The sequence below is a fragment of the Akkermansia sp. AE01SA01 genome, from assembly GCF_036417395.1.
GTDB lineage: Bacteria > Verrucomicrobiota > Verrucomicrobiia > Verrucomicrobiales > Akkermansiaceae > Akkermansia.
Genome location: NZ_CP143890.1, coordinates 2,128,937 through 2,154,325, shown reverse-complemented (window position 1 = coordinate 2,154,325; position 25,389 = coordinate 2,128,937). Strand labels below are relative to the sequence as shown.

Below are 25,389 nucleotides of genomic sequence, written 5' to 3'. Positions count from 1 at the left end.
AGGGCTGTTAGTCGTCCAGCGGAAGCAGATCCACCAGGTCGGCCTTGGTTTCCGGTCTTTGGCGGATTTCCTGCAGCTTGGCTTTCATCTGCTCGCAGATGTCCGGATGCTGCTCGGCCAGATTGTTGAGTTCCTTTGGGTCCTTTTCCAGGTCAAACAGGCTGCCGCCTTTCGGGGACTTGCTCATTTTCGCTCCCAGTCCGTTGAGCCCGTCGCGGATGGCTACGCCGGCGGGAATGAACTTCCATTTGCCGTGGCGGATGGCCAGCGCCTTGCCGGTGCTGTTGATGACGTGGTAATCGCGGCCCTTGGCGGATTTGCCCAGCAGGGCGGGCATCACGTTTTCAGAGTCGCGGAAGGAATTGGACTTGCCGGGTTCCAGGAGCTGTTCCAGGGAGGCGCCCAGGTCCATCTGGTTGAGCAGGGCCTTGCTCGTGGTTCCGGGTTTGATTACACTGGGCCATTTGACAATGAACGGAATGCGGGAACCGCCTTCCAGAATGCTGTATTTTCCGGCGCGGAAAGGACCTGCCGGGGAGTGGGTGGCATTGTCCCGGATGGCGAAATCCTTGTAGCCGTCGTCCAGCACAGGGCCGTTGTCGCTGGAGAAAATCACCAAGGCGTCCTTTTCCAGGCCGGCTTTTTGCAGAGCTTCCGTGATGCGGCTCACGCATTCGTCCAGCTCCACGGTCACGTCACCGCGTACGCCGTGCTGGCTCTTGCCCACAAAGCGTTTTTCCGGGCAGCGCGGCACGTGGATGTCGTGCGTGGCGAACATCAGGAAAAACGGTTCCTTGGCCTTGGCGCTTTTCTGGATGTATTCAATGGCCTTGTCCGTGATCACATCAGCGTTTTCCTCATCCTTCCACAGGGCGCTTTTGCCGCCTTTCATGAAGCCGATGCGACCGATGCCGTTGATGACAGCCTGGTTGTGCCCGTGACTCCACATGAGCTTGAGCTGGTCCTTGTTGTCTTTCCCGTTCGGAAGGCCGGGGAAGTTGTGCTGGTAGGACACTTCAATGGGATCGTTCGGGTCCAGATTGCGGACGTTGCCGTTTTCCAGAATCACGCAGGGAACGCGGTCGCCCGTGGCGGCGAAGATGAAGCTTTCATCAAAGCCGATTTCATTTGGGCTGGGGGCGATGTGCTTGTTCCAGTCAATCTTTTTTCCCTTTTCTCCCAGGCCCAGGTGCCACTTGCCTACCATGTAGGTCTTATAACCGTGGGATTGGAGCATCTTGGGTAGCGTGGGCTTCTTGGTGTCGATAATCAGGGCGGCGTCTCCGGGCAGAATGCCCGTGCCTTCCTTGCGCCAGGGATATTCCCCCGTAAACAGGGCATACCGGGAAGGTGTGCAGACGGAGGTGGTGGAATAGGCGTCCGTAAAGCGGACGCCCTGTTTGGCAAGCTTGTCTATGGCAGGGGTGGGAATCCCCTTGGCTCCATAACAGCCTATGTCTCCGTAACCAAGGTCGTCAGCGTAAATCATGACGATGGCTTTGGGAGGATTGATCTTGGATGCGGCCACGGCCGTGCAGGCGGTTGCCGCGGCCAGGGTCAGCATGAGGTGTATTGCGGGTTTGTACATGGTTTGTTGTTGTGTGTTGTTAGGATAATGCAGGAGATTCTTCAGAAGGAGGTGAATGTGGCGGTGGAGGCGGTTCCGTCATGGGGCGCATGCTGGAATTCTGCCAGATGTACCGCTTGTAAAGAACCTTGATGGCTGCCGTGAGGGGCACCGCCAGCAGGGCGCCGATCAGGCCGCCGAGGATAAGCGTCCAGATCAGCACGGAAAACATGACGGTGAGCGGGTGGAGTTCCACGGAATCCCCCACGATTTTTGGCTGGATGATCCATCCGTCAAACTGGTTGACGGCCAGGAAAATGCCGGAAACGATCAGGACGTGCTGGAAATCCCCCCACGTGAACCAGGCCAGCAGTACCGCAGGAATAAAGGCGCTGATGATGCCCAGATACGGGATGATACCCAGCACGCAGACCGCCGCGCCGATGGTGACGGCATACGGCAGTCCGACCAGCTTCAGGCAAATGGCGATCAGGATGCCTTCAATGATGCTCACAAGCATCTGACCGCGGAAAAAGGAAATCAGGTAGCCGTTGATTTCCTCCATTGTGTCCACCACGTCCTTCCGGAATTTGGAAGCTTTGAGGGGAAGGATACTGGGCCATTTTTCTTTAATTTTATCAGCTTCCAAAAGAAAATAAAAGGCAAAAATGGGCGTGATCAGGATACTGACCATGATCCCAATGGAACTGTACAGGACACGTCCGCCGGACGTGAGCCAGGTCATCAGTTTTTCCTGGTAGAAGGAGGAATTGATGGTCATGTAAGCCCCCAGTTTTTCGCGGGCCGTCTGGGCGTTCCTGAGCTCCTGCTCTTCCTCTTCCGCGTAATTGCCGGCGTTCAACTCTCTCAGGCTGGTTTTGTAAACGCTGTCTATGGTGCGGGAAATGAAGGGAATCTCAATCGTGGAATCAATCAGCTCGGAGGTCTTGTTCCAGAGTTCCATCCGGTTGTCGATCAATTCATCCGTCTGCCGGATAAGCGGCGGCAGGATGGTAGCACCGAATCCCACCAGGATGGCTAGAGCTGCACCCATAACCGTAATGACGGCCCAGGGCCGGGAAAACCGGCGGCGTACAAGCCAGGAGACGATGGGCTCCAGCAGATAGGCAATGACGGCGGCGATCAGGATGGGAAGAAGAACGGGTTCCAGAAACCCCAGCAGCTTCACCACTTCAAAAATGACAAAGGCGGCGATGCCAAGCATCACCAGAAAGGAAACTCCCGTCAGGGCATACCAGCAGATTCTTCTCTGGAAAGGGGAAGGGATGCTGCGGGCGGCCGGACGATGGATGGAATTCTGATGCTGCTTGTTCATGCCGCGTGTAGAGAGAAAATGGCTGAAGGACGTGCCGGGTTACGCAGTGGGGGCATCCCCGGTTTTCCTGCCTGGCGCCGGAGAAGATTCGGACGGATTTAGCGATGGGTTGGGAGACGTCTGCTGCGGTTCCGGCTGCTGCGATTGTTCCTGTTCTTTTTTTTCCTGTTGTTTCACATGGGCCTCGAATTCCTGTTCCGTGATTGCCTGGGGAGTGGGATGATAGTCCCCGGCGGGCGGTGCGGCCGGCACTTTCCAGTGAATATACACGAGTTTGTTTTTGCGCTGCACCAGGACGGAGGCCTGCGCTCCGCGTTGAGTGGTAACATACTCTACGAGGTCGGGATAGGGATTCTTTCGGCCATTGATGGAAACCAGGACATCGCCCGTTCTCAGACCTGCGTTCCAGGCCGGGGACCACTCGGCCACAAAGGCCTTCATGGGGCCGTTCCCGTTCCGGTCCTGAATGAAGGTTCCCCCCATCAGGTTGAAGGAGGAAGGCCCGGGCATCGGGTGGCTGGTGGAGCTGAAATAAAGGGCGCATCCCGGTCCGTCCAGCCAGAACTGGCGGGAAATCAGCGCCCCGTAGCCCAGGATGATGTCAATGTCATCCGGGATGCCCATCACCTCCGGATTGGCGAAACTCTCACAAAGAAGAATATTCTTCAACTCAAGCTGGCCAAGCTGGAAGGAGCTCACATGCATGCACTCGTGGGCGTAAAATCCGCCCGCCGCCGGACTGTAGCCGGAATAAACACTCACAAAGGCATCCGGATAGGCCTGCTTGATGGCGTTCCAGCGTTTCTTGGAAATATAAACAGCGTGGGGTGCTCCCGTGTCCAGAATGATGCGGCGTCCGTGTTTGTCTGCAATTTGCGGATAATCGGCCCCCGGAATCAGGGCCAGCTTGTGCCAGGACCGTATTCTGGAAGGCAGTTTATTGAAAAAACGGTGGGAACGTTTGGGGTAATTAATGTTCCAGACATACTTCCTGATGCATTCCCATCCCAGCAATCCGTCGTAGGGTGCCTGGTCCACCATTACCACATCCTGCTTTCTGGAAATGGGCTCTCCATTCTGCTTCAGGGAAATGGGGACATTGGCCGTCCGCATGGCTCCCCGGCCGCGCAGACGCGCGCCGATGGACTCTACCGCCGGTGAAAAAAGAAGTGAAGTCTGGACCGCCCCCGTATCCACCCCCATCATCAACTGGGTTGAGGAGCTCCATGCAAGGGCTACAGGAGTGCCGTCCAGCGGGTTGGCTGCGTCGATGGGCGGCGAACTGCTGTCCTGGATAGGCCGGTGCGATACGCAGGAAACGCATAGCATGGTTGCCAGAAGCATGATGGAGGAACGGAACATAAAGCATTCCATTCATAACAAAAACATCAGAGGCTGGCAAGGTTTCCTTCCTGCTTATGAAGCTTTTTGACGGCATCGGTCCGTAAGACTTGCAACAGGACGACAGTTTGATAGGGTAGGAACATGATATTCAGGATATTGGCGTATGCGTTCCTTTTGGCGCCCTTGTCATGGGGAGAGGTTCCGGTGTCTCCGGCTCCCCCCGTTTCCGCCCCTCCGGAGCTGCGCCTGCTGCAGGCGTGTGTGGAAAAAGGCGGCGGCAGCGTCATGGTTTCTCCTTTTTCCCTGTATGAAGTTCTTCGTTATGCGCTTCCTGGGGCGGCGGGAGAGACGGAAAGGCAGATAGCGGCCGTATTGCCCGGAGACGGGGCAATCAGGAAGGACTGGACTTTTCTGTCGGAGGATTTTTCGCGGTTGCTGCGCTGTTATTCCGCCAACCGCATTTTTGCAGACCGGACCGTAGAACTAAAAGACGCCTATAAAAAGGCCGTTGGGGCGGACGGTGCAGTTCTGGCTCCCTTCCATGAAAATACGGCGGCAGCCGTGCGGCAGGTGAACGCCTGGGCGGCAAGGAACACGGAAAACCGCATCAGGCATCTTCTGAATCCGCGGCAGATGAGTGACCGGACAGTGCTTGTGCTGGTGAACGCCATGTATTTGAGGGCGTTTTGGGACAGTAAATTTGAAGGAAAGGATACCAGGCCGCGGACTTTTTTCCGGGAAGACGGCACATCCTGCAAGGTGCCCATGATGAAACAGCAGGTTTTCATGGAAGGAGGATCTTGGCCGCGGCAGGGAGGAATGTATTATGAAAAGGACGGCGTGCGGGGGGCCTCCCTGTTTTTCGCCGGCGGAAAGGGTGCACCCGTTTTCATGGCCGTCCTCCCTCCGGATGGACGCAGGCTGAAGCAATTCATAGCCGGGCTGGCGGCAGAGGAATGGAACGGCATCCTGTCCTCCTTGTCCGCCCGCCATGCCGTGGAAAAAATGCGGGAACCCGGCGCGCCTCCCCTGGAACAATATGCCAGATATCATCTGCGGCTGCCCCGTTTCTCCCAGTCTTCCCATACGCTCTCCATGAAGGAAGCTCTGGAGGCTTTGGGAATGAAAGACGCGTTTAACGAGCGCGCCGATTTTTCACGGATGGGGAGCTGCGCGGGACAGCCGTTGAAAATCCATGACGTGTATCAGAAGTGCGCGATCAGGGTGCGGGAGGAGGGGTTGGAGGCATCCGTTTCCTCCTCCGGGGCAATGGATCCTTTTGCCGGCCCTCCTCCCCGCGGCAAGGGGCCGGAGATAGAATTCAACCGTCCCTTCCTGTGGCTCGTTTACAGTCCGGAGGACAGGGCCGTGCTGTTCATAGGGACATATGAAGGACCGGAATACGAGAGGAAGGAAGGAAAGTCATGAAGTTTGCGTGCTCCCAAAAATCTTGATTTTCGCAGGGGCCCGTATAGGGTGGAGCGGAGCCGTTATGACGATCCCCACCTTTGAAGAGGCCGTGAGCCGCATTGTGCAGAAAGACCCGCGTTTTGCGGAAAGGGCGTATTTCTTTCTGAAGGAAGCCCTGGACTTCACCATGCAGCGTATAGAAGAGCAGGAAAACGGCGCGCAGCGCCACGTCAGCGGGCAGGAACTGCTGGAGGGATTCCGGGACTATGCCCTGAGCCAGTTCGGCCCCATGGCTTCTACCGTGCTTAAGGAATGGGGAATACGGAACGGCGGTCATGTAGGGGAAATGGTCTTTTTATTGATTGAAGAGGATGTCTTCTCCAAACAGCCGGAAGATTCCCTGGACGACTTCAAGGGATTCATGAGTTTCCGCAAGGCGTTTGAAGAGCCTTACGAATTTCAGGAACAGACTAACTGACATGTCGAACTCCGTGACAATGGAACCGGATGTACGCTGGCCTGCCGAATGGGAACCGCAGGATGCCGTCTGGCTGTCCTGGCCGCACCGCGGGGATTTGTGGCAGGGCGGCCTGGACGAATTGCAGCGGATGTACGGCCTTGTGGCCGCCACCATCGCTCCGCATGCGCAGGTGTGCGTGAATGCGGCGGAGGCTCTGCATCCGGCCATCAGGCAGATTTTGCAGGAAGCCGGAGTGGAAGAGGAACATTTCCGCCTTTTCAACCACCCCGCCAATGACGTTTGGTGCCGCGACCACGGCCCCATCTTTGTACAGGATGTGCGCGACGGTTCCCTGATGCTGGCTGACTGGCAGTTCAATGCATGGGGCGGCAAATTCGCTCCCTGGGATCTGGACAACGGCATTCCTTCCATGGTCGGCTCTTCCTTGGAGCTTCCCGTGCGCAGCTCCCGGATGATATTGGAAGGAGGAGCCATTGAAGGCAATGGAGACGGTCTGCTGATCACGACGGAAGCCGTCCTGTTGAATCCCAACCGCAATCCGGACTGGAGCCGCGCGGAGATTGAGGCGGAACTGCGGCGCATGCTGGGTGTGCACACGGTATTCTGGCTGGGCTCCGGCATTGAAGGGGACGATACAGACGGCCATATTGACGACATGGTGCGTTTCGTCGCACGGGATGCGGCGGTATCCATCGTGGAGCCGGACTCGTCCTCCCCCCATTACCGCGCTCTGGCGGAAAATAACGAACGTTTGCAGGACCTGAGATGTTTGGACGGCAGCCGGGTGGAAATCGTTCCCCTCCCCATGCCGGAACCGCTCAGGATGGAGGATTGGCGGCTGGAACAGCTTCCTGCCAGTTATGCCAATTTCCTCATCGTCAATGATGCCGTAGTGGTGCCCGTATTCAACCAGCCCCGGAATGACGACCGTGCGTTGGGCATTCTGCGGGAATGTTTCAGCGGAAAACAGGTAGTGGGCCTGGATGCCCGCAAGCTGGTCCTGGAAGGGGGCGCCATCCACTGCATCACGCAGCAGCAGCCCAAACCGCGGAAGGAGGCTCCATGAGTGGAGACGGCGTCGTCATGGTGGATGTGATCCTGCCAATGGAAAAGGCGGGGGATGAAAAGGCGCGCCGCGCCGCTGCGGCTGCCAGGCTGGGCATTTCTCCTTCGCGCATCCGGGAACTTCGCCTGGTGAAGGAATCCATTGATTCCCGGCAGAAGAAAATCCTGTTCCAGTTGCGGCTGCTGGCAGGCGTGGATGAGCCGTTGCCGCCGGAACACTTGCCTTCCCGGGATTACCCCCCTGTCAGGGGCGCCGCTCCAGTGGCGTTGATCGTGGGATTTGGCCCTGCCGGAATGTTTGCCGCCCTGCGCTGTCTGGAACTGGGCGTCAAGCCCGTGGTGCTGGAACGGGGAAAAGACGTCTCCTCCCGTCGGTTTGATTTGGCGCCCATCATGAGGCAGGGCCGGGTGATTGAGGACTCCAACTACTGTTTCGGGGAGGGGGGAGCAGGCACGTTTTCTGACGGCAAGCTGTTTACCCGCGCCACCAAGCGCGGCCCCGTGCGGGATGTCTATGAGACATTTGTGGCTCATGGCGCCCCGCGGGAAATCCTGACGGACGCCCATCCCCACATAGGCTCCAACCTGCTGCCCAATGTTGTCAAGGCCATCCGGAAATCCATTCTCCAGGCGGGCGGGGAAATCCATTTCAACGCCAGGGTGGAGCATTTGCTCCGTTCCGCAGACGGCCGCCGCGTGCGCGGAGTTGCTTGTGCGGACGGCCGGGAATTTGAAGCAAACGCCGTTCTGCTGGCTACCGGGCACAGTGCCCGCGACGTGTACCGCATGCTTTTGGCGGACGGGCTTGTCCTGGAGCAGAAACCATTTGCCGTCGGCGTGCGCATTGAGCATCCGCAGACGCTTGTGGATGCCAGGCAGTACCATTTGAACCCGGGCCAAAAGCGGTCGAACCAGCTCCCGGCGGCGCGCTATTCCGTCACCGCCACCATTCGGGACCGGGGAGTCCACTCCTTCTGCATGTGCCCCGGAGGATTCATTGTGCCGGCTGCCACGGAAAATGATGAAGTGGTGGTCAACGGCATGTCCCTGGCCCGGCGGGATTCTCCTTTTGCCAACTCCGGATTTGTCGTCAGCGTGCATCCGGAAGATACGGAGTCCTTCCGCAGGGAGCACGGCGTGCTGGCGGGCGTGGCCTACCAGAAAGCCCTGGAGACGGCTTCCTGCCGCGCCGGAGGAGGCATGCAGAAGGCTCCCGCCCAAAAAGTGCCTGACTTTCTGAAAGGGCGCGTGTCCTCCTCCCTTCTTCCAACCAGCTACCACCCGGGCATTATACCTCATCCCCTTCATGAACTGCTCCCGGCGGAAATCGTCTGGCGCATGAGGGAAGGGTTGCGGATGTTTGATCATAAATGGCGCGGATTTGCCGGAGAATCGGCCCAGTTGATAGGCTGTGAAACCCGTACCAGTTCTCCCGTGCGCATCCCCCGTGATGAACGTACGCTGGAACATCCCGGACTGGAAGGGCTGTATCCGTGCGGGGAGGGCGCCGGCTATGCTGGAGGCATTGTCTCCGCCGCTCTGGACGGTCGCCGTTGCGCGGAAGCCCTGGCGCGGCAGATGCAGGACTGAATTATTCCTGCGGAAAGTATGGCCGGGTGATGTGAAAAAAGCATGTTTTCTATTCTAATCCTCCTGTAATGAACATCTTCTGTGGCGTGTTCCGTATCTGTTTTCCCGCAACGGCCTGCGGACAATATTCGGTCCTTCCGGAAATACGGGAGGCCATGGGAAAAACCTCTTCGAAGGCAGCTTGCCGGAAGATGGTTCTTTTTAAAAAAATCCCGGAGACGGATCTTTAGAAACGTAAAATAAAAAAGAAAAAGGTAAGGTGGCAGGTTTCCGAACGATTGGATCGTTACGGTGTCCAAGTATGAATCATGAAGACATTTCCAACTCCCCTGTTATTGTGCTGTGCGCTGGCGTCGTTGCCCTGCATGTCTCAGGATGTGGCGGCTCTGGCGATGCCTAACGTGGATCTGGAAACGCAGGAAGGAAGAAAAATGGAGGGTGAACGGGCGGCCATACGCAAATTCTTCGTGCTCTTCTATCTGTCCGCCATTATTCCCGTGATGGAAAATCAGGGGCGCATCGGGAAGGAGGAGGACATCTATCCTCTCATGCTGAAGGTTTTCCCGGAAAAGGAACTGAAAGCGTGCCCTGAAAAACTCCAGAAGCTGATGAACGACAAAATACAGGGAGTGAAGGACATGCTGGCGGGCAAAAAGCAGATGAAGCCGGAACCATTTGATCCGGAAGAACCTGAAATAGTAGCTTTTCTGGCTGCATACGGCATGGAAGACCTGGACCAGCAGATCATGAACTGGATGGGGAGGTAGATAGGCTCCGAAAGTGACGGAAAGCTGGAATCCGTCATCCAGGCATTCCGGCACTTGAAAGACGGGGTGGAATCCGGAAAAATAGTGATGCCGGAAAAAGTGGAGGAATAAAAATGTGCCGCAAACCGGGAAACGGCATCAGAACCGGGGTGCTTTCCTGTTAAAAAGCGGTGCCGTGGCGGATGCCCGATAATGCAAACCGGAAAGTGGGGGAAGGAATCCTGTTGCCCGCGGGCAGGGAGGCGTGTATTGTAGCCTTATGAAAATGTTCCGGTGGCGGTTTTTCCCCTCGATTTTCCGGGTCCATGTTTATCCGCCTTTTTTATCCTTTTTCGGGTGTACTGTCACGCTTTGAGTTTTCTTCTTTTCAGGAAAATCCGTTGGTTCATGGAATAGGGCGGCAGGCTCGCTCCCTCTCCATCCCCATCCTGCCGGGGATGATCACCACGTGAAGAAGATACGCGCTCAGCAGCTTAAAGCTCTTCGATCACGTCAAACACCTGCCGCCAGCTTTCCAGGGAAGCCCCCAGCCCGCCCAACGCCAGCCCGCGCTCCCGCGCCGCGGCGGCCATGTCCTCCCGGTAGTGGGGCTCCCATGCCATTTTGCTGGCATAGGCGATGAAATCGCCCGGGCTTTCGCACAGCCACCCGGTGCGCCCGTGCTCGATCATCTGCTCCCAGCCGCCCCGCTTGTCCACAATCAGCACGCTGCCGCTGGCCATCGCCTCAAAGCCCACGCGCGGCCAGTTCTCCGTCGTGTCCGTCGGTTGCAGCACGATGTGGCAGCGGCGGTAGAACTCCTGCTGGGGGAGTGCTTTCTGGTCGTGGAAGGTCTCCACCCAGTCGGGCGGCTTGCCGGCGACGTAGGGAAAGGCGGCGGAGTCGAAGTACGGGCGGAAGGTCATGAAGCGCACGGACGGATCGCCATTCAACGCTCTGAGGCGAGGCATCACGTTTTGCCAGACCTTGTCGTTCTGGTAGAGGAACAGGGCGATGTCTCCCCGGCTCATGGCTTCCTTCTCCTTGCCGAAGAGCCAGGTCATGCAGTTCACAAAGACGGTCCGGCGCGTCCTTCTGCGAATCTCGGGCAGTGCGGCGAGAAAGTCTTCATTGCAGAAGCTGATGACGGGCGCTCCTTCCGGAATGACCGACCAGTCGTAAGCGTCGTGGATCATGTGGCCGCGCTCCGTCATCTCGCCATAGAGCGCAGCCTTCCGGACGTTCTTTTGAGTGGGGATGAAGTGGAGCGTTACCCCCAATGTCTCCCAAACCCTGACCTGATGATACAGCTCCGCCCCCGCCCCGCCATAGAGGGAAGGAAAGCCGACGATGTAGAGAACCGTCATAGTTGAGCATAGAATCTCCCAGAAGCGTGAATCTTCTCATCTAAATAAATTCGTTGGCGGACTTTGCCTGAAGCACTCGGGGATCCTTCGAATATTGTTTTAAATATTTAAACTCAAGAATGCGATATTTAACCGCTTCTCCGCCATCCCTGCCATAAAACTTCTTAAGCCGAATGAAATAGTTGTAGGCTTCTTCCGTACCTAGTTGCGCGAGACGCATTACTACATACTCCAGCGCTCGCGACATCGTCTGGTCACGCAATGATGTGAAAAATTCAGCATATCCTTCTTGCAGAATAATAGCCATAATATAAAGATCACAAGGCTTGCTCACATCGTCAACTATTGCTTCGATCTGAGGTTCTAATTGATCTTTTAACCATGTTTTCCTTATTTGTTCTTCTTCAAAGGATTTTCCATGACTTTGAGTATTAAGCTGAAGTTGAGCTTCTTTCGCAAATTTCTCCATCATGAGTATCCTGTTAACAGGCCGTGATTCGGATACTAATGGGGAGGCATGAATAACTATACTAAACATTAGAAAAAATAAAAAAACAAGTATTTTCATGTGCTTATTGTCTGTAATTTTGTAAAGACTTCTCGCAATCTTCTAAACAAAGAATTGAGTAATTCAAGTTTAAAACTAATGTTTCGTTCGTTGAACATTTTACGCTTTTTACTCAATACTCTTCTCTTTTCTTGCATATTAAGTAAAGATTTCTCGTTCTGCACGCACCATGCCTTTGAGAGTTAAATATGTTATAAGTGTATAATTGATAACGAGATGTATTATAAAACTCTCTGATGATGTATGAAAGACTTCGTTGAAATTTTTACTTTCAGAAAAGTAAATAAATGCCATCAAGCACATACACGTTTGAAAAAGAACGAATAATATAGAAAGAATCCGCCTACAAAAGAGATATGTTCTCCCAATCAATTTATAAATGATTATTTTTTTAAAGTAACCAATTCGACCAAGGAAATTGTAAGTTGGGCATTGTGGCGTAACACCTAATGAAGTTTTTTTAAATTTTATTAAATTTTTTTCATACTGATAAAACAACTCTTTGGATGCAAAATACCAAATCGGAGAAATAGGAACTAAAAGCATAACTACAATAACCCAAAATCGATCATCTTTAGATATTGAAAAAAGAAAATCAAACATGTGAGTTTTTTCTATAATATAAAAATATGATGCGGCATATATTTTTATCAAAATAATAGGTATAGCTAAGCAGCATCCTAAGAAGATAAATACCATAAACGTTTCAAAAAACGGAAGCAACCATTTCTTCATTCCATTGCCCTTAGATTGAGGATTTAATTGAATTTCTTATTTGAAACATTCATATTTTCTGTTTTGTCTTTCCATGGCATCAGCTCCTTGATCTCCTAGTTCAATTAGAAATGTTCCTACCTCTGAAGAAATATTAGTAGCCGCCTTATTTGCGGCGGTAGTCAATTTCTCGGTAAGTGGAGAACTGAGCTGCGAACTGGTCAGTTTTCCAAAAACACCGCCGAAGAAACAACCGCATTTTGTAGATATATATTATTACGCCCTTTTTCTTTAAAGCTTACTTCGTACTATGAAAATATATGGTTTTTTTGTCTGATTTACCTTCTTCAGAATTACTTTTTAAGATAATGTGGTCTTTCTTCCATTCATAGACCTCCCAAGAAACGCGGTCGTTATTACTTTCCGGGGTTTGATATATCTTTTTCAGATAAGGCTCCTTATCCAATAGTTGATAAATTGTAAGTATATTTTCTTTAGAAGCGAAATTATTACAGATAACAAAATGCGAATTATCTAAAGACGACAAATAAATAGTAAAGCTTCTAATGTTGTTTTCAAGGACAAGTTGAAATGAGTCATCAGTTTTAGAAAATATTACGTACCCTTCATATGATTTTTCATTTGTATAACTGTCCAATGATTCTATTTTTTTAAGATAGAACAAAGAATCGGATAGTCCAATCTTTTTATTACTCGTCAATAATTCATGTGTAAATGTAGAACCATAGGAATTATGAGATAATAAAACAAAAAAAACGATAATAGAAATGAACTTCATAAATCTTTATGCGTAATGACTACGGTCAGGGATCATATCCATTGTTAGTTCCGAAAAGGAAGATGGACAAGGCTCGCAATAAGGAACCTCAATAATAATTACGCCTTTTGTCGTTATATTCCTCCTGCTTTTTTCCGGATCCCAAATATCAATCCAATCACCAGGGCCTGCTTTTTTGGGATGTTTTTTATTAAACGCTTCTACATCGGAAACCGTACCCATAAAAGCGGACTCTCCTTTAGGCCAAACAATGACTTTAGCTCCAAATGGAAGAGCCCATTTATCAGAACGTTTAGGGAATTGTTTCTTTCCAAAATGGCCGATAGCTATATCGTGCGGCTGAAGAATATTATTACGTGTGCCAACTCGGTCAGAAGACAAAATCCCCTGTGGGTTGTTGTTCATCTACCTTTTATACCCTTTTTCAGGGGTGCTGTCACGCTTGGAGTTTTCTCTTTTCCTGGAATCTCGTCGGTTCATGGAATAGGGTTCCAAAACCTGATCCTTCTTCATCCCATCCAGCCGGATAATTACTACGTGAAGAAGGAAGCGCCCCCCAACAACAGCCTTCAGAGCTCTTCGATCACGTCAAACACCTGCCGCCAGCTTTCCTGGGAAGCCTCCAGCCCGCCCAACGCCAGCCCGCGCTCCCGCGCCGCGGCGGCCATGTCCTCCCGGTAGTGGGGCTCCCACGCCATCTTTGTTGCGCAGGCGATGAAGTCGCCGGGGCTTTCGCACAGCCACCCGGTGCGCCCGTGCTCGATCATCTGCTCCCAGCCGCCCCGCTTGTCCACAATCAGCACGCTGCCGCTCGCCATGGCTTCAAAGCCGATGCGAGGCCAGTTCTCCGTCGTGTCCGTCGGTTGCAGCACGATGTGGCAGCGGCGGTAGAACTCCTGCTGGGAGAGCGATTTCTGGTCGTGGAAGCTCTCCACCCAGTCGGGGGGCTTGCCGGTTTTAGCCGCGCTACGGGCGTCGAAGCCAAGGAAGGTTCCGCGTTTGGGTACGGGGGAGGCGAAGTGTTCGTAGATGCGCCACGTATCCTTGCTGAACTTGTCTTCGTCCTGCCGGGAGATATGCCCGGCTCCGAACCAGTCGGACGCCCTGTCGGCGACGTAGGGAAAGGCGGAGGAGTCGAAGTACGGGCGGAAGGTGATGAAGCTGATGGCAGGATCGTCGTTGATGGCTCGGAGGCGGGGCGCCATGCTTTGCCTGACCTTGTCGTTCTGGTAGAGGAACAGAGCGATGTCTCCCCGGCTCATGGCTTCCTTCTCCTTGCCGAAGAGCCAGGTCATGCAGTTCACAAAGACGGTCCGGCGCGTCCGTCTGCGAATCTCGGGCAGCGCGGTGAGGAAGTCTTCATTGCAGAAGCTGATGACGGGCGCGTCTTCCGGAATGGCAGCCCAGTCGTAGGCGTCGTGGATCACGTGGCCGCGCTCCGTCATCTCGCCATAGAGCGCGGCCTTCCGGACGTTTTTTTGGGTGGGGATAAAGTGGAGCACCACCCCCAGCGTTTCCCAAGCTCTGACCTGATGATACAGCTCCGCTCCCGCCCCGCCATAGAGGGAAGGAAAACCGACGATGTAGAGAACCGTCATAGTTGAGCGTAGAATCCCAGAAGCGTGAATCTTCTCATCAATATAAACTTATTGGCGAATTATGTCTGAAGTGCTCCGGGAGCTTAATACCATATGGTCTAATCGATTTATTCTATATCTGATGTATATTAGTTACGGAAGCGCATGAATCCATTCTTTGGTAGATGAGTGAATTAATATTTGGGATGTGTTTTCCGGTAAAATGTGGCGGCGTTTTGTTGTATCAAAATACATAGCATCTTGATCATTTTTACATTCGATAATATAACCGTTACCTTTCGATTCACTGTATTTCAACCTGCGTCCAGGTTGAAAATCATACAAGACGTACCGTTCAATGTCTTCTGCCCAATCTTTCATCAGACCGGAAGGATACATTTCTTGCTGAGATTGAGAGCCGGCATACCATTTAGTGAACATAATATTTCGAAATAGTTTCCGCCCTTTTTCTTCTTCTCTTGCCGTATGAAAGTTTTTGTCCTCAAAAGAACCCAATAACAATCCCCCATAATATCTCAATTCTCTATAAAAAGGCAACATGTATTGAAATGATCTTTGATCGTTCATGATACTTGCAATATATGAGGCCCGAGCAAATAAACTAAATGCATATCTCTCTATTATTTTATTCGGAACTTTCCAAAGAGGAGTGGCAATAAGTTTTGTACGACGGTATAGAGACATCAAATGCCGAAGAGTACATACCTCAATATGAATATTACTCCCGCAACAAGAAAGACGTGCCCTTAGGATACTTAAATTGATGGGAGGTATATCACATTTGCTTTTATTATCTGCTGAGCGTGGAACAATAGAAAAAAATCTCTTGCATACTCGTCCAATAATATTCATATCCGCAAAACCGAATAAAACGACGCTCAAAGGAAGAAACGCAAGATTGTTGTTGGGATCATCTTCTCTTCCACCTTTGAGAATAAATCCCCTCTCTGACAGGCAATTCTCATAGCTTCTCCAAAGTACTAGCCAGCCTTTGAGGGATTTGGATTTAATTGATGAGATTTCGAAAATAAAATCTGGAGTGCGGAGACAAGAATTCTGAAATTCTTTACTATACGGAGAAATGGAAATTTCAAATCCAAAATACTTATGCCGTTTGTCCATAGTATTATTATTTAGTCGAATATAGAAAATATTCCTGCCACAGCAACTATTGCAACACATGCAACAGCCTGGGCTGGAGCTGTTGCAATAATCGCTGCTCCAATAGCAACGGTACCAACAACAACAGCCGCTCCAACAGCAACTTCCTCTATAGATAAGCTACTTGGTTCCAATTCACGCTCAGAGTTCCTTTCTGGTTGCAAGATAATTTCTTTAGGCTTTGGCGTACCTGAACAGCAACACCAAAAACGATCGAATTCTTTTCCTAAATTTTGAGGAGAGATATAATCTTCTGTGGCTGATGACATATGTTCTGGCATAAACCACGCTCCTGGTGTTACGCAATAGCATTTGTAATGATATGAACCTTTACATTTTCCTTTATATCGGCATTTTGTAGGACTTACTGTTGAACCTTCAGGGCATCCTGGTTTCTGTGAAGAAAGACCAATCCAATCTATGTATATCCCAACATGATTGAATAGGTATCCATATAGATTAACGCCTCCCTTTTCCATCAGAGGATCTTTATTAATCCACCTGCCGTCAGTGGGATTATAGTACCTGAAATTGTACTGCACAAGTCCCGTTTCTTCATCGAAGTACTCGCTGGCGAACCGGAACGGATTCATCTCTGCGGCATTGCCTTCCATCTTCACGGTCGAGCCGTAAGGGCCGTATTCATACAACGCGCGGCGGCCTGCCTGGATGCCGAAGAGTGCCGTCGTGTTCTTCAAGGCGTCGTGCGTGTAGAAAAGGTCTTCCACGTAGGTTCCCGTTTCATCGAAGACGCTCATCGCCAGCACGCGCGTTGCGATCGGTTCCATGGGATCCCACAGGTAAGTTTTCCTCAAAATGGGGGCCACGGTTTCCGAAACGTTCATGGCATCCAGTTCCGCAATTTGTAGGTAGCCGTTATAGATGAATCTCTTCTTTGACATCAGGGTTTCTCCCTCATAGACAGCTTTCTCGACGCGCCTGTTCAAGTAGTCGTACCGGCATTCAACGCGTTTGCTGCCCTGCGTAAAGCTCGTGGCCTGGTTCAGGGCATTGTAAACAACGGTCCATTCTCCGGTGGCGGTTTGCAGTTTGGTCTGATTGCCGTCGGCATCGTAGGTCGGCGCGAAGGGAGGCTCCGTACCTTCGGCGATGGCCGTGTACTGGTTAAGCTGGTTCGTTGTGTACGCCGTGGCGGGAACATCCGTACCCTCGTGTGCCGTCTTGCGGTTGCCGATGTTATCGTAATCGTAGGCGAAGGTACCTCCCCGGCTCATCGCGTCGGCAATGAGTTCGTTTCTGTCGTTGTAGCTGTAAGTGTGTGTGAGGTCGGGCGCGGGCGCGTTGAAGTAATCTTTTTTCATCGTGGGGCGGCCCAGTTCGTCGTAGGCGTAGTCGGTTTTGGCCGGGTAATTTTGGCCGCCGGGGCGCAGGTAGTCGATTTTCACCGGGAGGTCGCGCTTGTCTTCGCGCGTGTACCACCGTTTCAAGGTGTTCGGGTAGTCGAGGGTGTCCAGAAGGCCGTTCTCGGCGTTGTAGCCGTAGGTGAAGGGTTTCGCGACGGCGTTCAACGAGACGGTCGAGAGCCGCCCGGAGGTGTCGAAGCTCCACGCGGTTTGCAGGGCGGTGCTTGCCGCATAGTTCAGATTGTATCCCGATGGCCGCCCCAGAGAGTCGCGCTGGAAATGGAGAGCGCTTGCTACAAGGCCGGATGTGGTTTCCGATTCCGTTTCATTATATGGGGTGTAAGCGATGGTGCGCGTGCCGGAGTCGTCCGCAATCTGCGTGAGCAGGTTCAGGTGGTTGTATGTGTAGCCGATGGCGGGCGTGGCGTCGTTATGGCTGACGGAGACGAGGCTGCCCGTCTGAGGGTCGTAGGCATAGGTCGTCGTCAGAGGGGTGCCTTCTTTGTCTACGGTCCGGGCCTGGCGTTTTTCCGCCAGCCTGTTCCAGTTGTCGTAGGCGTAGCTTTCACCGTGGCCGTCGGCGTAGGTTTTTGCGGTGACCAGGCCCGTAGCGTCGTCGTAGCTCCATGTCGTCACGTCTCCGTCCGTCCGTTCGCGGGGGTCGGCAGTGATGTCTTCCTCATCTGCCCGGAACGTAGTCAGAGTCACGAGCCTGTCGGCCTCGTCATAGGCAAAGGCGGAAGGCTGGATTCCCGTGCCGTATTCGGCGGTCTTGCGTCCGCGCAGATCGTAGGCGGAACACGTCGTTTTGCCCAGCGCGTTGGTGATACGGGAGGGTTGCGCAGTGGCCGGGTCATAGGCTGTCGTGGTCGTATTCCCGGCAGCATCGGTGACGGACGTTTCCCTTCCGGCGATATCATAATGTACGGTGGTGGCATTGCCCCGGGCGTCCGTATGGGTTTCTGTCCTGCCCGTTGCCGTGTAGGAGCGCGAGGAAGTCGTGACGATGCCCGCATGGTCTTTCCTGGACAGGGCATAACCGTCCACAACGACCGTTTCGGCGACGATGGATGAAGTCGGCGTTTGTGTTTTGGCCGTCCGTTTGGAAGGCGCCGTGTATTCCGTCCATTGCACAGTGTCGTTGCCCCGGGGATCCGTGGCAATGCTTTTTTGTGCAAGAGAAGCAGATAAGGCGGAGAGGAGCGCCGCCGTACGTTGCGCAAAGGAATCTCCCTGGCTGTTGTAGTTGGTTGTGGCGATGATGCGGTAGACGCCGTCCGCACGTTGCTCCCGGGAATAGGCGTATTCGGTGATGAGCGAGTTGGAGGGCGTAGGAGCTTCCTCCAGTTTCAACGTCGTTTTGACGAGGTTTCCAAAATCGTCATACTCATAGAGGACGGGGGCCATGCCTTCCACTTCCTGCCGGAGGAGTTGGTTCTTTTCATCAAAGGTGTGCCTTTTGTGGATGAGACCGCCGTTGGCGTTGGCTTGCGAGATTCGTATGACCTGATTCCAACCGTTGGTAACGGATTGCTCTTTGAGTAACGCTTCTCCCGCCTTCTGGGGGAGCGTCGTACTTCGAACTACTCCTTCCTCCGTGGCTTCGGTGGTGTATTGTACATCCCGCTGCCCGATTCCGTGCCGTCGCAGGACGGTTCCGTCGGGGTGTTTCTGGGTGATGAGCGTCGCTCCGGTGGGAGTCGTCATGGTTTCCGTCAATCCGTCTTCACTGTAGGCATGCGTCGTTTCCCGGCCCAGGATATCGGTCTCGCGGGTCAAGCGGCCCAATAGGTCGTAGGCACGGCTTTGCGTGGCGCTCATCGGCCCCACGTCTTTACGGATCGAGGTGATTTTGCCGAGTGCGTCGCGCGTGTAGCTGGTGATGGTTTCCGGAGTCACGACGGTCGCGCCGTCAATCACTTCGGAGCGTATTTCTTCCACGAGCTGCCGCGCGGTGTTGTATGAGTAAGTCGTCAAGACACCGTCTTCGTCCTTTTCCCACAACGGGCCGCAGCACATCATCGCGCGTTCGGTTACGCGACCGTTGGCCCGGGTGCGCTTCGTCCAGCGGTTTTCAGCGTCGTATTCGTAGGTGGCGGCGTCGGTCATCGCCCACGTGCCGTCTGTCAGCAGGGCGTACTGTTCGTAGCGCATGTTGTTGCCCTGTTCGGAGACGTAGGTGACCTTGCGCGTGCTGTGGCCGGGCACGGGTTCCCCGGCAACCCGCGTTTCAGCGGTGACCCGGTAGAGGGCTTCATACTGATCGGTCGGCTCGTAGGCGTAGTGCGTTTGCACGCCGTCGATGCCCTGGGTCATCTTCAGGCGGCCCCGGGCGTGGACGTTCGAGGCCGTGCCGAGCCAGGTTTCTTTCACTTCGAGGCGTTCGCCTTCCGCTCCGAGGGCGGTAGTGTGTTTTTCGACGCGACGCACGTGGTCGGCCTCCGTGTACACGTAGTTTGTTTCCCACAGGTCGAGGGCCGCGGCCGTCAGGGTCGCGCGCTGGGTGAGGATGTCCGGGTCGGCCTGGGTGTTGTCGCGGTAGGTGGTGTAGGTGGCCTTGTCGCCGCCTCCCGCCCACGGGACGCTGGAGACGACTTCGCGCCCGAATTGGTCGTAGGACCAGGTTTTCACGCTGCCGTCGGGAGCGGTTTCTTTCGCCTTTTTGCCCATGCCGTTGTAGGCGTAGGTGGTTTCGCGAGCGTAGGGAGTGCCGTAGCCCTCGATGCGGCTCATGCAGAGGTTGCCGTTGCGCGTGACGGCGTAGGTTTCGCAGACGCGCGAGATGGGCGTGCCGTGTTCCCCTCGCTGGATGGTGGTGATGAGTTTCCACGTATCGGGAGAAACGACCTGCTTTTCTTTCAGGGTGTAAACAGCGTCGTCTCCTTCTCCCTGTGCCATGTTCCAGGCTCCGTCCGTTCCCTGCCAGTAGCGGGTGGTGTAGGGCATGCGGCCCGCGGTCTGTTCGGTGACGGCGAGTTTGCCCGTCGCCGCGTCTCCCGAAATCGTGAAGGTCTTAAATGGGCTACCCGTGACGGGGTAGAGGCCGGTCGTGCTGTTTTTGGCTCCCACCTGTTCGGGGAGGTAGAGGGCGATGCGGTAGCCGGTGGACGTAATGTCTTCGATGTTCGCGAGTCCGTCCCACAGGTTCCAGATTTGGCGGATGGAGCCGTCGGCGGCGCGCACGATGTCGAGTTTGCCGTCGAATTCTTCTTTAGTGTAGGAAGCGCCGTTTTTGGCGGTGTAGCCGGTGGCGTATTTCAGCGAGGAGGCCGCACCCGCCGAGTAGCTGACGGTGTGGCCCGCGTTCGAGCGCACGCTGAGGCTGTAGTCTACGATGCTCCGTGCCGATCCGATCGTTTGCCGGAACGAGGCGGAGCCGCCCCGTTTGGCCGATCCGCCGATGGGACCCACGCTGCTGCTTCCCGCACTGCCGCCGCTGCCCGCCGCGTAGCTGAAGTAGTTGATCTTCGTCCCTCCGCTTTGGAGCTGGAAGGCGGTGTTTGGGCCGATGCCCGCGGACGGAGCCGCGGTGATTTCGTTCGCCATCGGGTGCCAATAATTTAACGCGCGCGGCGACCAGAGTTCCGGGGAGAAGGTGCGCCCGACGATTTCAAGGAGCCCCTGAGGAAGGCCCGTCATGCCCCGGAAGGAACCGAAGTTCGTGCGCCAGAGCATCTCCGCCTTGCGCGTTTGCGTCACGACGCGTTTGCCTGCCGTTGAAGAGGCGTAGGCCGACATGGAGGCGCGCCCGCTGCGTGCCGCCGGAGTGTTGCTGCTGGAGCCGCCTGCGTTTTCTTCACACGCGCAGGGTTCTTCCTCCGGGTCTTCGCCGTTCTCCCCCTCGCCGTTGTGGTTATCCGGACATGGATTACTGGAGCTGCTTTGCGAGTCGCTGCTGCTCGGGGACGTACTGCTGCTGCATTCGCACGGGGTATCCTCGCCGTCGTCGTCCGTGTCGACGGGTTCAGGGTCGTCTTCATCAGGCACGTAGGAGGAGGAGGACCCCGATCCGGAAACCTCGACCTCCACCGAGTACGCAAGGATGGCCAGGTTTTTCCAGTCCGGCGGCAACGCGACGTTTTCATACGTCATGCTCACCTTGTGATAGCCGGGTTCAATCGGGAAAGACTCGTTTTTTTCCCGGTACGTGCCGCCGTGGTATTTGCCTACTCCCGGAATTTCGACTCCCTTTCCGTCAACCATGAGCGAGCCGTTGTCGTCGACTCCCAGCATCACGTGGCACGTGGCGGTTTCCCCCGGCTGGAGCGGTTCCACATAAATATTCCACTCCCAGCTGTCGCTGAAGGGACCGTCTTCTCTGTTGAAGGGTTCTGGCGCGCCGCCGGAGTTGGAACTGGTGCGGTTGGTCAGGGGGTTGACGTCGTCATTGAAGTTATTGGAGTTCATCGGTTGAAATAGTTGGGGTTAAATAGGGAGCATCGAAGATAGGTTGATGCCAACAAAACTCCGATAGCATTTTCTCTATAACAAATCGCGGCTCGCATGGCAACTATTTTTTTTAGAGAAAAATTGGTATTTTTTCAACCATGATTCCTTTCCTTAAAAAATCATCAATCAAAAAAATAACTCATTATCATCACGATGCAGACTTATCCAACAAATGGGGCCATGGCCGGATAGCTTTCATAGTGGATGCACCGTATCCACGTACGGTCAAGGTTGCGGGCATGCTTCTGAGCCTGGAGATAATTGCTAGTGATCCTCCGGCTTGTGGACGAATCTGCTCCATCTGTTTAAAGACGTGGAGCATCTCGGCTTGTTGCTATTTAGGCCATCGGTCCAGGGAATCATTCTTCCTTCCGGCCGCCGTTTGTTCCGAGCACTCGGGTTGCCCTAATGATCGGGACAAGCCTTACGTCAATCAGGAAGTTGAAGAATTCATTTCTCCGAACCCAGAGACCCACGGGCGCCGCGTTATCCCCGTCATTTGCCGGGAAAAGAAGGAAGCCGGGGCTACGGACTGCCTGCCGCCCGTCATCAGGAAACACAACCTGCTGGCTGCTGATATTTTCGACAGGGGAAAGGAGAGGACATCCAGCGACGTGATCGCCAAAATGATCGAAGTTGATCCCGAGATCCTTGGGAATCGCTGGGAACGGAAGCAACGGAAAAAAGATTGAAGGAACGCCTGCTGGCCAAAAGGAAATGGCGATCAGTGGAGGGAAGACTGGCGTATGATTTCAGAGGAGCGGTCTGGAAGTGGAAAGCGGATTGCGAAAGGGAACTCCGGAAATAAGGGAAAGTATCTGACGAATTATACCGTCATCATGAACAGGAGATGAGCCTTTTGTTGAGCAAGTACCTGTTGAAGGAAGCCGTGATGAGCCATTCTTTTAATGGCTCATCACGGAAAAGGAGTCCAGGGACTATTCATCTGTTCTTTGGCTGTTGATTCCGTCAGGTGTGGACAAAAAGGAGATGCTGGATTATTTAGAAGGGAATAGAAAAAGGATGGAGTGTTAGGGTACCAATCGGAGCAGGAGATGGGAAATATATTTAAAATTAAAAAATTTAATGAAGCACATGCGTAAAAAATGGGTCGTGATGCCGGGGTTATTATGGCATTTCACCGGATTGCCGGTTTTTCCTCTTTCCGTAGCTCAGGACGTGGCATCTCCGGAGATGCCGAATGTGGATGTGGAGACGGAGGCGGGCAGGCATATGGAGAGGGACCGGGCTGCCATATGCAGGTTTTTTATGCTCATGTTTCTGGAGAGAAATATTCAGAGGGCCGAGGTGGAGGATGACCATGCCGTGGATTTGCAAACCAGGCTGAAGCATGAGCTGAACGCCATTCCAGGCAAGGCGCTTGCCGAATGCCCGGAAGACTTCCGGCTGGCGATGGAAAAATGGAAAGATGCCTGTGAGAAGGAACTCGCGGAATCGGGATCGGTTTCTGACGAATTGCGGTATATGATGGCGGAAAGCATGAAGCTGTTGATGGGAAAATACATGGTAGATGAGGTCCTGAATACATCCATTCCCCGATTGCTGTTCCCCTTTAATGGAGAAGGGCAACCCGATAAAAAGGAACTGTTGGAGTATTATAAGGATTTGAAGGAAAAAATAGAATCCGGCAAGGTTGTTATACCGGTAGAAACGTAAAGGGACGAAAATAGATAGAACCAGGTGAATGTCATGTCTGGAAACCTAGCTTCCATGTTGCGTTTATTGTTGTGGTGCAGCCTCGGCTTGCCGGGGCTGCCTGCCTCTGTTGCCCAGGATGTCGTTGTCTCCGGTGAACCGAATGTTGACCTGGCCGGCCTGTCCGATGAGGAAAGGAGGAAAATGATTCTGGCCATTTCCAGGATGGAAATACTGGAGCGGCTCATGCAGGAGATTTTTTTCCTGGAAACCGAAAAAACTGGAGCGGGAGCTAGATTGTTTGGTCTGCTGAAGTTCAAGCTTGCCTCTGTTTCCGGCAAGGTTTTGGAAGCGTGTCCCGACGATTACCGGCAGGCATTTCAGGCCTGCATGGAAGCTGGCCGTGACTTTGTGCGGCAATTTGAAGGAGTGGAAATGGAAGAGCCGCAATTTCACAGGGAATATTCCCGGTACCAGGGCAAATGCCGTGCCATCATGCAGCCTGTCAAGTCCAAGTACAGGCTGGAGGAAGCCCTGGCTGACCCCATCATATTCCTTCGCCGGGAGATAGACCCTTTCAGGAAGGACAAGGCGAAATTGCTGGAGCGCTTCAAGGTTTTGAAAAGACAGGTGGAGCAGGAAACATTCACATTCCCGGAAATAACGGAACAGGAAAGGGAAAAATTTGGAATGAGAATGATTCTTTATTGATTTTTAAGGGTATATTTGAAACATGTAGGGACCATGAATGTTATAAAACTTGTTTTGCTGGCAGGGACGGCTGCCTCCTGTCCGTTGGGTTCGGCGGGAAACAGGGATATCATGGAACCGGATATGGCCAATGTGGATGAGGAGATGGAGGGATTCCGGAAATCGCGCATGGCCATCGTGAGGTATAATGTGCTGCTTGAATTGTGCTGTAGGATCGTTTCACTGGAATTGAAGGAACATCCGCGGCTGCCTGATGGGAAAATCAAGTACAGGAAAATGTGTGACCTGATTCCTCAATCGATTCTGGCACAATGTCCCGCAGATTTTCGGCAATCTTATGTGGAGGTCCTTGAAGGTATAGAAAAAAATCTAAGTGATAATATTTCATGGGGGGGAACTCCGGAAGGCAAGGAAATGTTCTCCAGGCTGGAAGAGGCTAGGAAACGGTTTAGTGACCAGTATGACCTGGAACCTTTAATGCGTCCTTTGATTGATTGGCTGGACGGTCAGGAAACTCGCCGGGAAGGAGAAAGCCCTCAGGAATATCTGAAACGTCTCTACCAATTAAAGAGTGATCTTGAATCCGGGAAATGGGTTATTCCCGAAGGTTTGCCGGGAGAAAAGCCGGGACCGGAATGCATGAAATCGGTCGCCGGACAGTAATTGCCCGGGAAACGGCTGATGCCTGAAAGGCGTGAAGCATGCGGGGAAAAAGAAAATGCGGGGACGTAGTGACGGACCGGGAATTGGATTGGCGGCGGAAAATGGGGGCAATCCCGGATTGGCATTTCTCTTGATGGATGTTAAAATAAAAACAGTGATGAATTTATGGAAATGGATTCCCGTGGCGGTGGTGTCGTGCTGTTGCAGTTTTGATACAGGATATGGCCAGGACATCGCGGCGTCGGATATGCCTGATGTGGATGAGTACCGGAAAACGCCGGAATTTGAGAAAGATCGCCTGGCCATAGCCAGGCAAGCGATCATAGGGAAATTATGCCTGGAGATTGCGGGAATGGAATTGGACATGCAGCAGAAGGCCTTGGATGAGCGTCTCCTATTGCAGACGATGATGGAACTGTGGCCTGAGAAAACGTTGGACGACTGCCCGCAGGACTTTCGTGAAGCATGGTTGCAGAGCAGGAAAGTATTTAAAATGTGGTTGAAGGATGACAACGCATGGGAGGAAACGGAAGAAGGCAGGGACGTGATGCAGCAGCTGCAAGACTCCATGAAAAGGGTTGAGGAAAAATATGGTTGCCAGGTTTTGGAGCAAGCCGCCGACAAATGGCTGGAGACCAATGGTGCGGTAAAAAAGGAGGGAGAAACGCCGGAAGAGTACCTAAAACGTCTGAATCAGTTGAAAGAGGATATTTATTCCGGGAAATTGGCTGTTTCTCCTGAATTGTTGAATCAAGAAGACGAGTGGAAAGATGAGGAAGAGTAAAAAGCGGACATCTGTC

21 protein-coding genes are annotated in these 25,389 nt (G+C 53.3%); 10 read left to right on the top strand and 11 right to left on the bottom strand.

From position 1 onward, the window contains the following. Nucleotides 1-7 precede the first annotated feature (7 nt). Genes V3C19_RS08675 through V3C19_RS08665 form a run of 3 tightly spaced genes read right to left on the bottom strand, consistent with a single transcriptional unit; the run spans nt 8 to nt 4,265 of the window. Nucleotides 8-1,588 carry an arylsulfatase gene (locus V3C19_RS08675; protein WP_130084536.1) on the bottom strand — a complete coding sequence of 527 codons (1,581 nt, stop codon included), beginning with the start codon at nt 1,586-1,588 and terminating at the stop codon, nt 8-10. A gap of 19 nt (nt 1,589-1,607) precedes the next feature. Beyond that, nucleotides 1,608-2,903 carry an AI-2E family transporter gene (locus V3C19_RS08670; protein ID WP_130084535.1) on the bottom strand — a complete coding sequence of 432 codons (1,296 nt, stop codon included), beginning with the start codon at nt 2,901-2,903 and terminating at the stop codon, nt 1,608-1,610. Nucleotides 2,904-2,942: 39 nt separating this feature from the next. Continuing rightward, nucleotides 2,943-4,265 (bottom strand): PDZ domain-containing protein, encoded by a 1,323-nt coding sequence (locus V3C19_RS08665; RefSeq protein ID WP_149874198.1) that lies wholly within the window; start codon nt 4,263-4,265, stop codon nt 2,943-2,945. Nucleotides 4,266-4,388: 123 nt separating this feature from the next. Between V3C19_RS08665 and V3C19_RS08660 the strand changes: the two genes are divergently transcribed. The 5 genes from V3C19_RS08660 (at nt 4,389) to V3C19_RS08640 (ending at nt 9,560) form a co-directional block, all read left to right on the top strand. After that, nucleotides 4,389-5,675 (top strand): serpin family protein, encoded by a 1,287-nt coding sequence (locus tag V3C19_RS08660; RefSeq protein ID WP_130084533.1) that lies wholly within the window; start codon nt 4,389-4,391, stop codon nt 5,673-5,675. 64 nt (nt 5,676-5,739) lie between these two features. After that, the gene (locus V3C19_RS08655) at nt 5,740-6,135 is read left to right on the top strand and encodes a Minf_1886 family protein (RefSeq protein WP_130084532.1); all 396 of its coding nucleotides are present in this window, start codon (nt 5,740-5,742) and stop codon (nt 6,133-6,135) included. Nucleotide 6,136: 1 nt separating this feature from the next. Further along, nucleotides 6,137-7,204 carry an agmatine deiminase family protein gene (locus tag V3C19_RS08650; protein ID WP_238623855.1) on the top strand — a complete coding sequence of 356 codons (1,068 nt, stop codon included), beginning with the start codon at nt 6,137-6,139 and terminating at the stop codon, nt 7,202-7,204. Continuing rightward, nucleotides 7,201-8,793: an FAD-dependent oxidoreductase gene (locus V3C19_RS08645; RefSeq protein WP_295932387.1), complete on the top strand. Its 1,593-nt coding sequence runs from the start codon at nt 7,201-7,203 to the stop codon at nt 8,791-8,793. Before V3C19_RS08650 ends, V3C19_RS08645 begins: the two co-directional genes overlap by 4 nt. 308 nt (nt 8,794-9,101) lie before the next feature. Further along, nucleotides 9,102-9,560 carry a hypothetical protein gene (locus V3C19_RS08640; RefSeq protein WP_302389329.1) on the top strand — a complete coding sequence of 153 codons (459 nt, stop codon included), beginning with the start codon at nt 9,102-9,104 and terminating at the stop codon, nt 9,558-9,560. 473 nt (nt 9,561-10,033) lie between these two features. On the opposite strand, the gene V3C19_RS08635 is transcribed toward V3C19_RS08640, so the two are convergent. From V3C19_RS08635 to V3C19_RS08600, 8 genes are all read right to left on the bottom strand, one after another. Further along, nucleotides 10,034-10,735 carry a glycosyltransferase gene (locus V3C19_RS08635; protein ID WP_295932391.1) on the bottom strand — a complete coding sequence of 234 codons (702 nt, stop codon included), beginning with the start codon at nt 10,733-10,735 and terminating at the stop codon, nt 10,034-10,036. 211 nt (nt 10,736-10,946) lie between these two features. After that, complete coding sequence (locus V3C19_RS08630) at nt 10,947-11,378, bottom strand: hypothetical protein (RefSeq protein WP_154301945.1); 432 nt, start codon at nt 11,376-11,378, stop codon at nt 10,947-10,949. Nucleotides 11,379-11,612: 234 nt separating this feature from the next. Beyond that, complete coding sequence (locus tag V3C19_RS08625; RefSeq protein ID WP_154301946.1) at nt 11,613-12,209, bottom strand: hypothetical protein; 597 nt, start codon at nt 12,207-12,209, stop codon at nt 11,613-11,615. A gap of 277 nt (nt 12,210-12,486) precedes the next feature. Next, complete coding sequence (locus tag V3C19_RS08620; RefSeq protein ID WP_295876421.1) at nt 12,487-12,987, bottom strand: hypothetical protein; 501 nt, start codon at nt 12,985-12,987, stop codon at nt 12,487-12,489. Nucleotides 12,988-12,993: 6 nt separating this feature from the next. Continuing rightward, nucleotides 12,994-13,392 (bottom strand): hypothetical protein, encoded by a 399-nt coding sequence (locus V3C19_RS08615; protein WP_130084525.1) that lies wholly within the window; start codon nt 13,390-13,392, stop codon nt 12,994-12,996. A gap of 164 nt (nt 13,393-13,556) precedes the next feature. Beyond that, nucleotides 13,557-14,282, bottom strand: coding sequence for a glycosyltransferase (locus V3C19_RS08610; protein ID WP_240042793.1), 726 nt, complete (start codon nt 14,280-14,282; stop codon nt 13,557-13,559). Between the two features lie 435 nt (nt 14,283-14,717). After that, nucleotides 14,718-15,707, bottom strand: coding sequence for a hypothetical protein (locus V3C19_RS08605; protein ID WP_130084523.1), 990 nt, complete (start codon nt 15,705-15,707; stop codon nt 14,718-14,720). A gap of 11 nt (nt 15,708-15,718) precedes the next feature. Then, nucleotides 15,719-21,517, bottom strand: a complete 5,799-nt coding sequence (locus V3C19_RS08600; RefSeq protein ID WP_295932400.1) for an RHS repeat-associated core domain-containing protein — start codon at nt 21,515-21,517, stop codon at nt 15,719-15,721. 140 nt (nt 21,518-21,657) lie between these two features. Between V3C19_RS08600 and V3C19_RS08595 the strand changes: the two genes are divergently transcribed. The 5 genes from V3C19_RS08595 (at nt 21,658) to V3C19_RS08575 (ending at nt 25,373) form a co-directional block, all read left to right on the top strand. Then, nucleotides 21,658-22,251 (top strand): hypothetical protein, encoded by a 594-nt coding sequence (locus V3C19_RS08595; protein WP_130084521.1) that lies wholly within the window; start codon nt 21,658-21,660, stop codon nt 22,249-22,251. A gap of 403 nt (nt 22,252-22,654) precedes the next feature. Further along, nucleotides 22,655-23,236: a hypothetical protein gene (locus V3C19_RS08590; protein WP_130084520.1), complete on the top strand. Its 582-nt coding sequence runs from the start codon at nt 22,655-22,657 to the stop codon at nt 23,234-23,236. A 54-nt stretch (nt 23,237-23,290) separates the two neighbouring features. Next, nucleotides 23,291-23,926, top strand: a complete 636-nt coding sequence (locus V3C19_RS08585) for a hypothetical protein (RefSeq protein WP_130084519.1) — start codon at nt 23,291-23,293, stop codon at nt 23,924-23,926. Between the two features lie 33 nt (nt 23,927-23,959). Continuing rightward, nucleotides 23,960-24,589, top strand: coding sequence for a hypothetical protein (locus V3C19_RS08580; RefSeq protein WP_130084518.1), 630 nt, complete (start codon nt 23,960-23,962; stop codon nt 24,587-24,589). 31 nt (nt 24,590-24,620) lie between these two features. Continuing rightward, a complete protein-coding gene (locus V3C19_RS08575; protein ID WP_295932409.1) occupies nt 24,621-25,373 on the top strand; it encodes a hypothetical protein in 753 nt (250 codons plus the stop codon). Nucleotides 25,374-25,389: the final 16 nt, after the last annotated feature.